Origin of the sequence: Pantoea eucrina, from assembly GCF_020079945.1 — a bacterium.
GTDB lineage: Bacteria > Pseudomonadota > Gammaproteobacteria > Enterobacterales > Enterobacteriaceae > Pantoea > Pantoea eucrina.
The window spans coordinates 3,166,676-3,182,208 of record NZ_CP083448.1 but is presented as its reverse complement, the minus strand read 5'-3'; the positions used below and the strand labels follow the sequence as shown (position 1 = coordinate 3,182,208).

Genomic DNA, 15,533 nt, shown 5'->3' with positions numbered 1-15,533 from the left:
TGCTGCGTTCTCAGGCGGGACTACTGGCTCTTTTTAACGTAGTTCTGCATATTCTCTTTGGTGACCAGCTCAAACGGGATCCAGACGTGAGAAGCGACTTTTTCACCGGCAATCAGCTTTTGCGCGACCTCAACAGAGGTTTTGCCCTGGCCGATAGCGTCCTGAAATACGGTGACCTGAATTTTATCCTGCGCCAGCGCCTGCAGACCATCCGGCGTGGCGTCAATGCCGCCAATCAGCAGCTTTTTGTTGCTTTTTGCCAGCGCCATGGCTGCGCCAATCGCCATCTCATCGTTGTTCGCCGCGACAATATCAATCGTCTCGCCGTTGCCAAGCCAGTTAAGCATTAAATCCATGCCTTCGTTGCGCGCATAGTTAGCCGGCTGTTTCTGCACCACTTTCATGCCGGGATATTTTGCTACCACCTGCTCCACATCTTTCGTGCGCTGCAGGGCACCGGCATCAGTGAGATTGCCGATCATAATCGCCACATTGCCTTTGTAATCAGCCATTTTAGCCAGCGCTTCCATCTGCAGCGTGCCCGACTCACGCTCATCCGAGCCCACGAACACCACTCCCGGCGGCAGCGTTTTATCGCCCGGCGTACGGTTCACATACACCAGCGGAATTTTTGCCTGCTGTGCCAGACGGGTCAGCTGCGGCGTGCTGGCCGAGTCCACCGGATCGACAATGATGGCATCCACGCCCGCGCCGATAAAACTCTGTACCTGATCGGTCTGACGGCCGACATCGCCGCGTGCATCTTCAAACTGCACCGCCAGCCCGCGCGCTTTCGCCTCTTTATCGATCGACTGGCGGATGATGGTTAAAAAGTTCTGATCAAAGTAGGCCATCGACACGCCGATTTTATCCGCCAGCGACGACGCAGAAGCCGAAAGCAATCCCACCAGCAGCACCGCTTTTACTGTTTTCATTGCGTACTCCAGAGCATGAGAGAAGAGAGGATGGAACAAATGTTTCAGTAAAATTAAAAATGACCTGTTGCAACCATTTGAGACTACGATCGGCGCGCAAGCCTGACAATCTGCCGGTGCGCGTTTTGCTGCCGGGAGCACAGATCGGCTCCCACATAGCCAGCGCCAGCCGCCTTTTCTTTCGCCTGGCGCACACTCTGCGGCGGTCACCGGAGAAAGATCGGCAATCTGTGCGGCACAGCACGCGGCATTGTGCCAAACGCTGAAAGCGGGACCGTTTTTAACCTGCCGATCCCTGCAACCGCACAATGACCGCGCACCAGCCCGCTTTCTATAGTTGCTGAACAGTAAAGATTGCGCGGTATTGCTGATCCCTGTCGCATCGCGACAGGACGCTTCCCCTTTCAAGGAACTGAGCCTATGTTGCAACGTCAAACCCGCAGTGAAACCAGCCGTGTGCGCCTCTGGATCCTGTGTCTGATCCTGTTTCTGTCGGTGGTGGCCTATGCTGACCGTTCGATCCTGTCGATCTCCGGTTCCGCAATTAAAGAGGAGTTTGGTCTTTCAGCGATCCAGCTTGGCCTGATCCTCTCCGCCTTCAGCTGGGCTTACGTGATTGGTCAGATCCCCGGCGGCCTGCTGCTCGACCGCTTTGGCACCAAAAAAGTCTACGGCGCGACGCTGGTGCTCTGGTCGGTCTCCACGCTGCTGATGGGCTTTGTCGGTGAGTTCTCCGCCGGCGTAACCATGACGCTGACGCTGATGTTTGCGCTGCGTTTTGCGCTGGGGCTGATAGAAGCGCCGAGCTTTCCCGCCAACGCCCGCGCGGTCATTATGTGGTTTCCCGGAGCCGAACGCGGCCGCGCCTCATCGCTGTTTGCCTCGGCGCAATATTTTGCCGTCGCCATTTTTTCGCCCATCTCAGGCTGGCTGGTCATGCGGTTTGGCTGGGAGTGGCCGTTCTTTGTGCTGGGCACCATCGGCATTCTGGCCGTGTTTGGCTGGATGGCGTGGATGCACACGCCGCGTCAGCATCCGCGCGTGACAAAAAGCGAGCTGGACTACATTGAGCAGGGCGGTGCGCTGGTGGATATTGATGCCGCAGAGACGCTGAAAGCCCGTCCTCCGGTCGATAAACGCATGTTTAAACTGCTGCTCAGCAGCCGCATGCTGTGGTGCGCCTATCTGGGGCAGTACTGCACGATTGCACTCAGCTACTTCTTCATTACCTGGTTCCCTATCTATCTGGTTCAGGCGCGCGGCATGAATATCATGGATGCCGGTTTTGCCACCATTGCGCCGGCGCTGTTTGGATTTCTTGGCGGCATCAGCGGCGGTTTCCTCTCTGACAGGCTGCTGGCGCGCGGCTGGAGCCTCTCTTGGGCGCGCAAGGGGCCGTTTATCGCCGGTATGGTGATGGCGGCTTCGCTGACGCTGGCCGCGGTGATCCCGAGCAACGCCGGTATTATCGCTATCATGTCTTTCGCGTTCTTCGGCAAGGGCGTGGCGGCGGGCGCGGGCACCTGGACCATTGTCAGCGATACCGCGCCAAAAGAGGCGGTAGGGCTGGCTGGTGCCATCTTCAACGGTATCGGCAATATGGCTGGCTTCATCACGCCGCTACTGTTTGGCATTATTGTCGGCCTGACCGGCAGCTACAGCGTTGGCCTGCTGTTTGTTGGCGCGCACTGTATTATCGCGGCCCTGCTGTTTCTGCTGGTGATGGGACCGATTCAGCGCGCAGAGAGCCAGACGCCTGCGGGCCAGACGCGCACGCCGCGCCGTGAGCAGGGCGAAGGCGCTCTGAGCCGGTAGTCTGTTCACCGCCACCGGTAAAGGGCACCAGCGGGAAAATGTGCGCTTTACCGGCGGGCTCACAGCCGCACAAAACGCCTCTGAAGATTTTTTGATCAGCTGCCGATACCCCTCCTGACCATCCACAGCGAGTCAGGAGAGTACGTGTGATAAAGCTGATTTCCGTGGACGAACTGCAAGAGGGCATGTTTATCCACAAACTTGAGGTCTGGTGGCTGAAAGATCGGCGCATTCGCAACCTTATGCTGATCACTGACCGCCGCCAGATCGCCATGATCCGCAGTGAAGGGATCCGCCAGGTCTGGATCGATCTCGATAAGTCGGTGCCGATCCCGCACAGCCAGCCCGTCAGAGCGCCGGTTGCGGAGAGTGCCTTTTTCCGCGAGCTGGATCAGGCGCAGCAGATTTTCGCCCAGGGCAAGCCGCGCGTGCTGGCGATGTTTAATGAGGCCCGTATGGGGCAGCGCCTCGATCTCAGCTTCACGCTCGATCTGGTTGATCAGATAGCGGGATCGATTGCGCGTGAGCCTTCAGCGCTGCTCAGCGTGGCGCGCCTGAAAAATCACGATGACTACACCTATCTGCACTCCATGGCGGTGTGCGGGCTGATGATCTCGCTCGGGAAGAAACTGGGGCTGGAGGCCGACCGGCTGCGTCGCGCAGGCATGGCTGGCCTGCTGCACGACGTTGGCAAAGCGGCCGTGCCGCTGGCGATCCTCAATAAGCCCGGCAAGCTGAGCGACGATGAGTTCGCGGTCATGCGTGAACACCCGATTGTTGGCGCGCAGATGCTGATGGAGGCGGATGCGGGCTACGATCTGCTGGATGTGGCGCTGCATCATCACGAAAAATTTGATGGCAGCGGCTACCCGCACGGCCTGCGCGGCGAGGAGATCACGCTCTATGCCCGCATGGCCTCCGTCTGTGATGTCTATGACGCGCTCACCTCGCATCGTCCCTACCGTAAAGGCTGGACGCCTGCAGAAGCGATGCACAATATGCTGAGCTGGCGCGGCCATTTCGATCCCGCGCTGCTGCACAGTTTTGTACGGTCGATTGGCATCTATCCGGTCGGATCGCTGGTACGTCTGGCGTCGGGACGGGTCGCGCTGGTGGTGCAGGCGGGTGAAAAATCGCTGCTGAAGCCTAAACTGCACGTCTTCTGGTCGCTGCATGCCCGGCGCGAAGTGAAACCGGAAATTGTCGATTTAGGCGACAGCTTCTGTACCGACAGCATTACCGGTGCTGAAGAGGGGTCGCTGTGGCAGAACATCGACCTTAACCGCGTCTGGGCGCTGGAAAGCGCTTAATTTTACGCCATATTTATACTTTCTTTACGCCCGTCCTCCGCCTTTTTATCCCTTCTTTATGCCGCGCCGCGCATGCTTGCCGCACTACTGACTACTCCGGAGGTTGCTGTGAGCGTGGGCGTAATAGCGGGCATTGTGCTGCTGATTTTGTTGCTGGGCTATCTGGTTTATGCCCTGCTTAATGCGGAGGCATTCTGATGGCGGCGAATGCATTCTTACTGATCGCGCTGTTTCTGCTGGTGCTGATGGCGCTGGCGCAGCCGCTGGGTCGGTTTCTGGCGCGGCTGGTGGCGGATAAACCGCTGCTGCCGCGCACCGAGCACCTGCTGTGGCAGCTGACGGGCAGCGGCACAGCGGCGATGCGCTGGCAGCACTATCTGCTGGCGCTGCTGCTGTTTAACGCCGTGGGCTTCGTGGTGCTGCTGGCGATACTGATGCTGCAGGGGGCGCTGCCGCTTAATCCGCAGCAGATGCCGGGCCTGAGCTGGGATCTGGCGTTTAACACTGCGGTAAGCTTTGTCACCAATACCAACTGGCAGGCGTATGGCGGTGAGAGCAGCCTGAGCTACTTCAGCCAGATGGCGGGGCTGACGGTACAAAACTTTCTCTCTGCGGCAACCGGTATCGCCGTAGCGTTTGCCCTGATGCGCGGGTTTGCTAACCGCTCGCTGGCGACGCTCGGCAACGCCTGGCGTGACCTGACGCGCATCACGCTCTACGTCCTGCTGCCGCTCAGCCTGGTGATTGCGCTGTTTTATGTCAGCCAGGGCACCATCCAGAGCTTTGCGGCGTATCACACCCTCACCACGCTGGAGGGCGCACAGCAGACGCTGCCGCTCGGTCCGGTAGCCTCACAGGAAGCCATCAAGATGCTCGGCACCAACGGCGGTGGGTTCTTTAACGCGAACTCTGCCCACCCGTTTGAGAATCCGACCGCCCTGACCAACTTTGTTCAGATGCTGAGCATTTTCCTGATCCCGGCGTCGCTCTGCTTTACGTTCGGGCAGCACCTGAACGATCGCCGGCAGGGCCATATGCTGCTGTGGAGCATGAGTATTCTGTTTGTCCTCGCGGCCTCGGCGGTGATGTGGGCAGAGGTACGGGGCAACCCGCATTTCCTGGCGCTGGGCGCTGACAGCGCGCTCAACATGGAGGGCAAGGAGACGCGCTTCGGCATACTCAACTCGGGCCTGTTCGCGGTAATTACCACGGCAGCCTCCTGCGGCGCGGTTAATGCAATGCATGACTCCTTTACCGCGCTGGGCGGCATGGTGCCGATGTGGCTGATGCAGCTGGGCGAAGTGGTATTCGGCGGCGTGGGCGCAGGGCTGTACGGCATGCTGCTGTTCGTTCTGCTGGCGGTGTTTATCGCCGGGCTGATGATCGGGCGCACGCCGGAGTATCGCGGTAAAACAATCGACGTGTGGGAGATGAAAATGACCGCGCTGGCGATTCTGGTCACGCCTGCGCTGGTGCTGCTGGGTACCGCACTGGCGCTGATGACCGATGCCGGTCGCGCGGCGATGGCCAACCCCGGCATTCACGGATTCAGCGAAATACTCTATGCGGTCTCATCTGCGGCAAATAACAACGGCAGCGCTTTTGCCGGACTCAGCGCCAACACGCCGTTCTGGAACCTGCTGCTCGGCGTCTGCATGCTGGCTGGCCGCTTCGGCATCATTATTCCGGTTATGGCGATTGCCGGATCGCTGGCGGCGAAAAACGTTCAGCCCGCGGGTAACGGTACGCTGCCGACGCACGGCCCGCTGTTTATCGGCCTGCTCACAGGCACCGTGCTGCTGGTGGGTGCGCTGACCTTTATTCCCGCGCTGGCGCTTGGGCCGGTCGCGGAACATCTGCAACTGATTCAGGAATAACGCAATCATGAGTCGTCAACAACTGGCGCTGTTTGATGCGCAGCTGACCCGCACCGCGCTGCTGGATGCGGTAAAAAAACTCGATCCGCGCGTGCAGTTTCGCAACCCGGTGATGTTTCTGGTATGGCTGGGCAGCGTGCTGACGTCGCTGTTGGCCGGCGGCATGCTGGCGGGCTGGCTGAGCGGCAGCGCCGGCTTTACCGGCGCCATTGCCTTCTGGCTCTGGATAACCGTGCTGTTCGCCAGCTTTGCAGAAGCGCTGGCGGAAGGGCGCAGCAAGGCGCAGGCCAACAGCCTGAAAGGCATTAAGAAAACCAGCGAGGCGAAGAAGCTTGCGGCAGCGCACTATGGTGCTGCATGGCAGCCAGTCTCTGCGGATACGCTGCGCAAAGGTGACGTGGTCCTGGTTGAGGCGGGCGATGTGATCCCGTGCGACGGCGATGTACTGGAGGGCGGCGCGTCGGTAGATGAGAGCGCCATTACCGGCGAATCGGCGCCGGTGATACGCGAGTCCGGCGGTGATTTTGCTTCCGTTACCGGCGGCACGCGCATTCTGTCTGACTGGCTGGTGATCCGGTGCAGCGTCAATCCGGGCGAAACCTTTCTCGATCGGATGATCGCCATGGTGGAGGGCGCAAAACGTCGTAAAACCCCGAATGAGGTCGCGCTGACCATTCTGCTGGTTTCACTGACCATCGTATTTCTGCTGGTGACCGCCACGCTGTGGCCATTTTCCGCGTACGGCGGTACACCGGTCAGCGTCACGGTACTGGTGGCGCTGCTGGTCTGTCTTATTCCCACCACGATTGGTGGCCTGCTGTCGGCCATTGGCGTGGCGGGCATGAGCCGCATGCTGGGGGCAAACGTGATCGCCACCAGCGGACGCGCGGTGGAGGCGGCAGGGGACGTTGACGTGCTGCTGCTGGATAAAACCGGCACCATCACGCTCGGTAATCGCCAGGCGACGCAGTTTCTGCCCGCGCCAGGCGTCAGCGAAGAGCAGCTGGCGGATGCGGCACAGCTCGCCTCTCTGGCAGATGAAACGCCGGAAGGACGCAGCATTGTGGTGCTGGCGAAGCAGCGGTTTAACCTGCGCGAACGCGATCTCAGCGCAATGGGCGCCAGCTTTATCCCTTTTTCCGCTCAGACCCGCATGAGCGGCGTGAACGTGCAGGATCGGCTGATCCGTAAAGGCGCCGTGGACGCCGTGCGCCGCTATATCGACGCCGGCAATGGACGCTTTCCGGCGGAGGTCAACGCCCGGGTTGAGGAGGTCGCGCGCGCGGGCGGCACGCCGCTGGTGGTAGCCGAAGGCGCGCAGGTTCTGGGCGTGGTGGCGTTGAAAGACATTGTCAAAGGCGGCATCAAAGAGCGTTTTGCTGAACTGCGCCGGATGGGCATTAAAACCGTGATGATCACCGGCGACAATCCGCTGACCGCAGCGGCTATCGCCGCAGAGGCGGGCGTGGATGACTTTCTGTCAGAAGCGACGCCGGAGGCTAAACTGGCGCTGATCCGTCAGTATCAGTCAGAAGGACGGCTGGTCGCGATGACCGGCGACGGCACCAACGATGCGCCTGCGCTGGCGCAGGCGGATGTCGCGGTGGCGATGAACTCCGGCACCCAGGCGGCGAAAGAGGCGGGGAACATGGTCGATCTCGACTCGAATCCGACCAAGCTGCTGGAGGTGGTGCATATCGGTAAGCAGATGCTGATGACGCGGGGGTCGCTGACCACCTTTAGCATCGCCAACGACGTGGCGAAATATTTTGCCATCATTCCGGCGGCGTTTGCCGTGACCTACCCGCAGCTCAGCATGCTCAATATCATGGCGCTGCACTCTCCCGCCTCCGCGATCCTGTCGGCGGTGATCTTCAACGCACTGGTGATTGTGTTTCTTATTCCGCTGGCGCTGAAAGGGGTGAGTTACCGGCCGGTGAGCGCGGCAGCGCTGCTGCGACGCAATCTGTGGATTTACGGTGCGGGCGGGCTGGTGGTGCCTTTTATCGGTATTAAAGCGATTGACCTGCTGCTCACGCTGTCAGGCCTGGTGTAAGGAGAAGAGAGATGAGTCAGTTACGTCCGGCTGTTGTATTGTTTATGGTGCTGATGCTGTTTACCGGTGTTCTCTATCCGCTGCTGACCACCGGGCTGGCACAGTGGTGGTTTCCGCAGCAGGCGAGCGGTTCGCTGCTGAGGCAGGCGGGCAGCGTGCGCGGCTCAGCGCTGATTGGGCAGCAGTTCACTCAGCCCGGCTATTTCCAGGGTCGGCCATCGGCTACGGCGGAGCGGCCTTATAACGCGCAGGCTTCCGGTGGCAGCAACCTGGCCGGGAGTAACCCGGCGCTGGACAGCGCCGTCGCCGCGCGCGTGGCCGCGCTGCGGGCGGCGAATCCGCAGGCGCCGTCAGCGGTGCCGGTGGAGCTGGTCACCGCTTCAGGCAGCGGCCTGGATCCGGATATCTCTCCTGAAGCCGCGCTGTGGCAGGCACCGCGCATTGCGGCAGCGCGCAATATGACGCTGAAAGACGTTGAGGCGCTGATTGCGCGTAACACCGGGCGTCCGCTGCTGCCGTTTATCGGCGAAGAGACGGTGAACGTGCTGCGGCTCAATATGGCGCTGGATAATTTGCAGGGATGAGGCACATTCGGTGCGCATAAATGCGCACCCTGCAACGCAGGGTCGCCATGTATGGCGACCCTTTCACTGATCGTACGGAATTCACTATTTGAACGACATGAATGATGAACTGCCTCGTCCGGACCCCGATGCGCTGCTGCTCAGCCATAGCGACAGCCATCGCGGCAAGCTGAAAATCTATTTTGGCGCCTGTGCCGGCGTGGGCAAAACCTTTGCGATGCTGCAGGAGGCGCAGCGGCTGCGCGCGCAGGGGCTGGATGTGCTGGCCGGTATCGTGGAAACCCACAATCGCGCAGAAACGGCCGCGCTGCTGCATGGCCTGACGCTGCTGCCGCGTCGCACCACCGGTCGCTCGCACCACACGGAGTTCGATCTGGATGCGGCGCTGGCGCGTCATCCGGCGGTGATCCTGATGGATGAGCTGGCGCATACCAACGTTCAGGGCGCGCGCCATCCCAAACGCTGGCAGGATATTGACGAGCTGCTTGATGCCGGCATCGATGTCATCACCACGGTAAACGTGCAGCACCTCGAAAGCCTCAATGACGTAGTAGCCGGTATCACCGGAATTCAGGTGCGCGAAACCGTGCCCGATCCCTTTTTTGACAGCGCAGATGAGGTAGTGCTGGTGGACCTGCCGCCGGACGATCTGCGTCAGCGGCTGAAAGAGGGCAAAGTCTACGTCGGCGACCGGGCCGAGCGCGCGATTGAAAACTTTTTCCGCAAAGGCAATCTGTTTGCGCTGCGTGAACTGGCGCTGCGTCGCACCGCCGATCGCGTGGACGATCAGATGCGCGCCTGGCGTGACCAGCAGGGACGCGATCGGGTCTGGCATACGCGGGATGCGATTCTGCTCTGTATTGGTGATGATACCGGCAGCGAAAAGCTGGTGCGAACCGCCGCACGTCTGGCCGCGCGGCTCGGCAGCGTCTGGCACGCCGTTTATGTGGAAACCCCGCGCCTGCATCGCCTGCCGGAGGCGCAGCGGCGCGCGATCCTGCGTACGCTACAGCTGGCGCAGGAGCTGGGCGCGGAAACGGCCACGCTCGCCGATCCCGATGAGGTGCGCGCGGTGCTGCGCTACGCGCGGGAGCATAATCTGGGCAAAATTGTCGCCGGACGCCAGCCGCACCGGCGCTTCCGCCGCGACAGCTTCGCCCAGCGTCTCGGCGAGCTGGGGCCGGATCTCGATCTGCTGGTCGTGGCGCTGGATGAGCCGCTGCGCCCGGCGCTGCATGCGGCCAGCAGCAAACCGGTCAGCAGCGATAAGTGGCGGCTGCGGCTGCGCGGCTGCATCATGGCGCTGCTGCTCTGCCTTGCGGTGACGTTTATCGGACGCGGCCTGCTTGCAGAGTTCGATAGCGCCAACGCCGTCATGATCTATCTGCTGTCGGTCGTGCTGGTGGCACTGCGCTACGGGCGCTGGCCCTCGGTGTTTGCCACCGTGATCAATATCGTCGCGTTTGATCTGATGTTTGTCGCGCCCACCGGCACCGTCGCCGTCTCTGACCTGCAGTATCTGGTCACCTTTGGCGTGATGCTGGCGGTCGGCGTGATCGTAGGAAATCTCACCGCCGGCGTGCGCTACCAGGCCAGGGTGGCGCGCTATCGCGAGCAGCGCGCCCGCTATCTCTATGAAATGGCGAAATCGCTCGGCAGCGCGCTGACGCCGCAGGATATTGCCGCTACCGCACAGCGAGTGATTGAGGTGACGCTGCAGGCGCGCAGTCAGCTGCTGCTGCCCGATGAGCAGGGGGAGCTGCAGGCAACCGGACCGGACTTACGCGGCACGCCGCCCGATGCCGGAATCGCAAAATGGAGCTACAGCAAAGGTCAGCCTGCCGGCGCCGGCACCGATACGCTGCCGGCCGTGCCCTACCAGATTGTTCCGCTGAAGAGCGGCCAGCAGTGCCGGGGTCTGCTGGTGGTTGAGCCGGAGAACCTGCGCCAGCTGATGATCCCGGAGCAGCAGCGGCTGGTGGAGACGTTTACCGTGCTGATCGCCAACGCGCTGGAGCGCATGGCGCTGACGCAGAGCGAAGCGGCTTCGCGCCTCGCAGCAGAGCGCGAGCAGCTGCGCAATGCGCTGCTATCGGCACTGTCACACGATTTACGCACGCCGCTGACGGTGCTGTTTGGTCAGGCAGAGATGCTGATGCTCGATCTGGCGCATGCGCAGTCGCCGTTTGTCGCGCAGGCCGGCCAGATCCGTGAACAGACGCTGAGCACGATTCGTCTGGTCAGCAATATGCTGGATATGGCGCGCATTCAGTCCGGCGGCCTGCAGCTGCGCGAAGAGTGGGTGGCGCTGGATGAGGTGATCGATGGCGCGCTGCGCAGCATGGGGCCGATGCTTAAAGGCCACGCGTTTGAGCTGGCGCTGCCGTCAGAGCTGGTATTGATTAAAGGCGACAGCGCGATGCTGGAGCGGGTGTTTTCCAATCTGATTGAGAACAGCCTGAAGTATGCCGGTAATGCGGCGCAGCACGGTATTCGCGCCTGGCGCGACGGCAGCCGGCTGGAAATTGGCGTCTGGGACAGCGGGCCGGGCATCGCGGGCGACAGCCTGACGCAGATTTTTGAAAAGTTTGCCCGGGGTGATAAAGAGTCTGCCGTACCGGGGGTCGGACTGGGGCTGGCGATCAGCAAGACCATCACTGAAGCGCATCGCGGACGCATCTGGGCGGAAAACCGTGCCAGCGGCGGCGCTGAGTTTCGTCTGTCGCTCCCGCTCCCGGCGCCGCCGGAAATTTCCGAGGCCGCACTTAAATAACTTCACACAAGTTCGGGTATACTCGGCAGCTTCGCTGCTAACTTATGGAAACTTATGGAACGTTTTACCGAAAACCTGATGTATTCATCCCGCTGGCTGCTGGCACCGGTTTACATTGGACTTTCGCTGGGCCTGCTGGCGCTGACCGTTAAATTTTTTCAGGAAATTTTCCATCTGCTGCCGAACATCCTCAGCATTGCGGAAAACGATCTGATCCTGCTGCTGCTGTCGCTGGTTGACATGACGCTGGTCGGAGGGCTGCTGGTGATGGTGATGCTCTCAGGCTATGAAAACTTTGTCTCGAAGCTCGATATCGCCGAACACAAAGAGAAGCTGAGCTGGCTGGGCAAGATGGACTCCGGCTCGCTTAAAAATAAAGTCGCCGCCTCCATTGTGGCGATCTCCTCTATCCATCTGCTGCGTATCTTTATGGATGCGCGCAACGTCGCCAACGACAAGCTGATGTGGTACGTGATCATCCATCTGACCTTTGTGCTCTCCGCGTTTGTTATGGGCTGGCTGGATAACATGTCAAAAATGGAGAAAAAGCACGCTGGCTGATCTGCTCAGCGTGCCGGGGGGCGGGTGCCGAGCAGCTGCGGCATGACCGTTTTAATCAGCGTAAAAAAATGGCGCAGCCTTGCCGGATAGTAGCTGGCCCACGGGTAGGTCAGCCAGACCGGCAGCGGCGGCGCCTGCCACGCCGGCAGCAGCTGCACCAGCGCGCCGCTCTCCAGATCGTCCTGTACCACCCACGATGAAACCAGCGCCACGCCCATTCCGGCCAGCGCGGCCTTGCGCACCGCATAAAGGCTGTCGCTGGCGAGCCGCGGCGCGATCGCCAGGTTCACCATTGCGCTATCGCTGACGCGCTGCAGCGCAATCTCATTGCGATAAAAGCTGGTCAGCGCCAGCCACGGCAGCTGTGTCAGTTCTTCTGCCTGCGTCACGGGCGGATGGGCGGCCAGCAGCGCCGGCGCTGCCACTACAATACGCGGCACTTCCGCCAGCAGCACGGCCACAATGCCCGGATCGTCCGGCGCACCAACCTGAATCGCACAGTCCACGTTTTCACTGATAAAGTCCGGCGTGCGATCGTTAAGCATCCACTCTACATTCAGACGCGGATAGCGCTCCAGCCAGGCGACCAGCGGCGTAATCAGCTGATCCTGCCCGAAAGCGTGCGGTGCGCGCACCCGCAGCGTGCCCGCTGGTTCGTCATGTGAGCCGGTCAGTTCATCCTCCAGCGCATACCACGTTGCCAGCAGCTGGCGCGCCTGCGTATAGCAGCGCTCCCCGTCATCGGTCAGCTTGAGCGCATGGGTGGTGCGCAGTATCAGCTTCAGGCCGAGATAGTGCTCCAGCGCCTGCAGCCGGCGGCTGACGGTAGGCTGGGTGGTATTAAGCTGCCGCGCGGCGGCGGAGAGGGAGCCACTCTCAACGATACGGATAAAGGTCTGCATCAGGGCAATACGATCGGTGCTGGTCAGGTTATTCATACGTACCACGCATAACGGTTGTGTCCTGTCACACTCTACCGCGTATGGCTGCCGCGCGCTTTAATAGGCGCAACTTTTCAGGAGAGTCACCTATGTCTGTTTTATTGTCATCTGCCCGTCGCGCAGAAACGCTTCCCGCTCCGCTGCTGTTTACGCTTGCCGCCGGTGCCGGCCTGAGCGTCGCCTCTATCTACTACAGTCAGCCCATGCTGGATATCATCAGTAAAACGTTTAATACCGGCATCAGCAGCACCGGTATGGTGCCGATGCTGACGCAGGCGGGCTATGCGCTGGGGATCCTGCTGCTGGCCCCGCTGGGCGATCGCCACGACCGGCGGACCATTATTCTGATTAAAGGTCTACTGCTGGTGGCCTCGCTGCTGCTGTGTGGCTTTGCCGGCGGAATCGGCGCGCTGCTGATCGCCAGCTTTGTCACCGGGCTGACCGCTACCGTCGCGCAGGATATTGTGCCCGCCTCTGCCGCGCTGGCACCGGAGCATCGCCGGGGCAAGACGGTTGGCGTGGTAATGACCGGGCTGCTGGCGGGCATTCTGCTGTCGCGCGTGATCAGCGGCCTGGTGGCGGAGTATGCCGGCTGGCGTACGCTCTATTTTATCGCTGCGGGTGCCATGCTGCTGATGACGCTGGCGCTCTGGCGCGTGCTGCCGCGCTTCACACCCGGTACCGCCGTCAGCTATCCGCGCCTGCTGCTGTCGCTGGCGCAGCTGTGGCGTCAGCATCAGACGCTGCGCTGGCACAGGGGCTGCTATCGGTGGGATTCAGCGCCTTCTGGTCAACGCTGGCGCTGATGCTGAGCGAGCGCTTTCATTTCGACAGTGCCATCGCGGGTGCGTTTGGCCTGGCGGGCGCGGCAGGGGCGCTGGCTGCTCCGCTGGCCGGCAGCGTAGCCGATCGCATCGGTCCGGCGCGGGTGACGCAGTATGGCTCTGCGCTGGTGATGGTGTCGTTCGCGCTGATGTTTCTGCTGCCGCTGCTGCCGCTGGCGGCGCAGCCGGGCGTGATTATCCTGAGTACGGTGGGATTTGATCTGGGGGTGCAGGCGACGCTGGTGGCGCATCAGACGCTGGTCTACAGCCTGGCACCTGAGGCGCGCAGCCGCCTGAATGCCCTGATGTTTACCGTGGTGTTTGTCGGCATGGCCGCCGGCGCGGCCCTCGGCAGCCTGGCGCTGGCGCATTTTGGCTGGAACGGCGTGGTCACCCTGGCAACGACGGCGGCGCTGCTGGTACGCCTGGGCAGTGCGCATCTCAGACACTAATTTCCAATCCTGTGCCAGGCTTAAGGGAGTTATGTTTTTGAAAAGCGGAGCGTTATGAATTTCCTTGCCTGGACCGCCGTTGTCGGCGGTCTGTTACTGATCATGTCACTGGCCTCCGGCTGGATCCACCGCGGGCCGGTGACCTCATTTGGCCTCTATCTTATCGCCGGGATTATCTGCGGTCCCTGGGTGCTGGACCTGCTGCGTATCGATATTGTTGGTCACTCTGAGCTGGTGGCGCATATCACCGAAATCACCATGGCCGCGTCGCTGTTTATCACCGGTCTGAAGCTGCGCCTGCCGCTGAAAGCGCACGCCTGGCGGGTCGGACTGCGGCTGGCGTTTCCGGCGATGCTGCTGACGGTAGGCGGCATGGCGTGTCTGGTGCACTGGATCACCGGCTTTAACTGGCCGCTGTCGCTGGCGTTTGGCGCCATTGTTGCGCCAACCGATCCGGTGCTGGCCAGCCTGATTTCAGTCAACGATGCGCGCGATGATGATGCGCTGCGCGTTGCGCTCTCCAGCGAGGCGGGAATGAACGATGGCTCGGCGCTGCCGCTGCTGATCCTGGCGCTGCTGCTGATGCGCCCGGAAGGCTTTGATCTCGCCAGCCTAGGGGAGTGGGCGACGCTGGATGTGCTCTGGTCTATTGGCGGGGGTATTGCAATTGGCTATCTGCTGGGGCGTGTTATCGGCCAGCTCGCGGCGCGGCTGCGCAGCGCGCACGACGATGTGGCGCCAAACGATTTTCTCGCGCTGGCGCTTATTGCGTTCAGCTATGCCGCCTCGCAGGCGCTGGATGCCTCCGGCTTCCTGGCAACCTTTGCTGCAGGCGTCGGCCTGCGGCGCGCTGAACTGCGCGTCACGCGCTGTTTTCCGCTGGAAGATCTGCCGGAGGAGAAGCAGCATTTGCCGGCTGAAGTCATGGTGAATCCTAATCAGCGCGTGCGGCAGAGCGGCGGCGGCATGGTTAAGTCCGTGGGTCTGGTCATTGGCGATGCGCTCTCATTTGGCGATACGGTAGAGCGCCTGCTGGCTGCCGCGCTGATGGTGGTGCTGGGCATTACGCTGGCGCACCACTGGAATCCGATGGGCATCGGCCTGGCGCTGCTGCTGTTTGTCGTGGTGCGGCCGCTGGCGGTCTGGCTCACCACCTGGCGCTGCGAAATGCCGCGCGCGCGCCGGCTGCTGATTGGCTGGCTCGGCATTCGCGGGATCGGCAGTATCAACTATATCGCTTTTGCCTGGGTGCACGGCCTGCAGGGCGCTGAAGCGCAGCAGATGGTGGATATGGCCCTGACCATTGTAGTATGCAGCGTGGTGCTGCACGGTATCACGGTGACACCGCTTTTAAACTGGCGTGCTGCCCGCCAGGCGGCACGCACGCAACAGGATGAAACCTGAG

General features: G+C 61.4%; 11 protein-coding genes and 1 pseudogene. 10 read left to right on the top strand and 2 right to left on the bottom strand.

Going from position 1 to position 15,533, the window contains the following annotated elements; all coding sequences use genetic code 11:
• Positions 1-20: 20 nt before the first annotated feature.
• On the bottom strand, positions 21-935 hold the full coding sequence (locus tag LAC65_RS15140; protein ID WP_039381064.1) for a sugar ABC transporter substrate-binding protein: 915 nt from the start codon (positions 933-935) through the stop codon (positions 21-23).
• A 420-nt stretch (positions 936-1,355) separates the two neighbouring features.
• On the opposite strand from LAC65_RS15140, the gene LAC65_RS15135 reads away from it, so the two are divergent.
• From LAC65_RS15135 to LAC65_RS15100, 8 genes are all read left to right on the top strand, one after another.
• A complete protein-coding gene (locus LAC65_RS15135) occupies positions 1,356-2,750 on the top strand; it encodes an MFS transporter (protein WP_039381061.1) in 1,395 nt (464 codons plus the stop codon).
• Positions 2,751-2,896: 146 nt separating this feature from the next.
• The gene (locus LAC65_RS15130; protein ID WP_039381059.1) at positions 2,897-4,060 is read left to right on the top strand and encodes an HD-GYP domain-containing protein; all 1,164 of its coding nucleotides are present in this window, start codon (positions 2,897-2,899) and stop codon (positions 4,058-4,060) included.
• A gap of 108 nt (positions 4,061-4,168) precedes the next feature.
• Positions 4,169-4,258 (top strand): K(+)-transporting ATPase subunit F, encoded by a 90-nt coding sequence (gene kdpF, locus LAC65_RS15125; RefSeq protein ID WP_071669265.1) that lies wholly within the window; start codon positions 4,169-4,171, stop codon positions 4,256-4,258.
• Complete coding sequence (gene kdpA, locus LAC65_RS15120; RefSeq protein ID WP_039381053.1) at positions 4,258-5,937, top strand: potassium-transporting ATPase subunit KdpA; 1,680 nt, start codon at positions 4,258-4,260, stop codon at positions 5,935-5,937. Before kdpF ends, kdpA begins: the two co-directional genes overlap by 1 nt.
• A gap of 7 nt (positions 5,938-5,944) precedes the next feature.
• A complete protein-coding gene (gene kdpB / locus LAC65_RS15115; RefSeq protein ID WP_039381051.1) occupies positions 5,945-7,993 on the top strand; it encodes a potassium-transporting ATPase subunit KdpB in 2,049 nt (682 codons plus the stop codon).
• Positions 7,994-8,004: 11 nt separating this feature from the next.
• Positions 8,005-8,577: a potassium-transporting ATPase subunit KdpC gene (kdpC, locus tag LAC65_RS15110; RefSeq protein ID WP_039381048.1), complete on the top strand. Its 573-nt coding sequence runs from the start codon at positions 8,005-8,007 to the stop codon at positions 8,575-8,577.
• 97 nt (positions 8,578-8,674) lie between these two features.
• Entirely contained in the window at positions 8,675-11,350 is a 2,676-nt protein-coding gene (gene kdpD, locus LAC65_RS15105; protein ID WP_039381045.1) for a two-component system sensor histidine kinase KdpD, read from the top strand.
• 54 nt (positions 11,351-11,404) lie between these two features.
• The gene (locus tag LAC65_RS15100) at positions 11,405-11,911 is read left to right on the top strand and encodes a TIGR00645 family protein (RefSeq protein WP_039381043.1); all 507 of its coding nucleotides are present in this window, start codon (positions 11,405-11,407) and stop codon (positions 11,909-11,911) included.
• Between the two features lie 5 nt (positions 11,912-11,916).
• Here LAC65_RS15100 and LAC65_RS15095 read toward each other — a convergent pair whose 3' ends face one another.
• On the bottom strand, positions 11,917-12,849 hold the full coding sequence (locus LAC65_RS15095; protein ID WP_039381040.1) for a LysR family transcriptional regulator: 933 nt from the start codon (positions 12,847-12,849) through the stop codon (positions 11,917-11,919).
• 92 nt (positions 12,850-12,941) lie between these two features.
• Here LAC65_RS15095 and LAC65_RS15090 point away from each other — a divergent pair.
• Both LAC65_RS15090 and LAC65_RS15085 read left to right on the top strand, forming a co-directional pair.
• Positions 12,942-14,128: pseudogene (locus tag LAC65_RS15090) on the top strand (MFS transporter).
• Positions 14,129-14,182: 54 nt separating this feature from the next.
• A complete protein-coding gene (locus LAC65_RS15085) occupies positions 14,183-15,532 on the top strand; it encodes a cation:proton antiporter (RefSeq protein ID WP_039381038.1) in 1,350 nt (449 codons plus the stop codon).
• The last annotated feature ends 1 nt before the right edge of the window (position 15,533 follow it).

Excerpts from the sequence above, each read along its gene's own strand:
- kdpC (WP_039381048.1), top strand. The coding sequence starts at position 8,005 with ATGAGTCAGTTACGTCCGGCTGTTGTATTGTTTATGGTGCTGATGCTG.
- LAC65_RS15095 (WP_039381040.1), bottom strand. The coding sequence starts at position 12,849 with ATGAATAACCTGACCAGCACCGATCGTATTGCCCTGATGCAGACCTTT.
- LAC65_RS15140 (WP_039381064.1), bottom strand. The coding sequence starts at position 935 with ATGAAAACAGTAAAAGCGGTGCTGCTGGTGGGATTGCTTTCGGCTTCT.
- LAC65_RS15100 (WP_039381043.1), top strand. The coding sequence starts at position 11,405 with ATGGAACGTTTTACCGAAAACCTGATGTATTCATCCCGCTGGCTGCTG.
- kdpD (WP_039381045.1), top strand. The coding sequence starts at position 8,675 with ATGAATGATGAACTGCCTCGTCCGGACCCCGATGCGCTGCTGCTCAGC.
- kdpA (WP_039381053.1), top strand. The coding sequence starts at position 4,258 with ATGGCGGCGAATGCATTCTTACTGATCGCGCTGTTTCTGCTGGTGCTG.
- kdpB (WP_039381051.1), top strand. The coding sequence starts at position 5,945 with ATGAGTCGTCAACAACTGGCGCTGTTTGATGCGCAGCTGACCCGCACC.
- LAC65_RS15135 (WP_039381061.1), top strand. The coding sequence starts at position 1,356 with ATGTTGCAACGTCAAACCCGCAGTGAAACCAGCCGTGTGCGCCTCTGG.
- LAC65_RS15085 (WP_039381038.1), top strand. The coding sequence starts at position 14,183 with ATGAATTTCCTTGCCTGGACCGCCGTTGTCGGCGGTCTGTTACTGATC.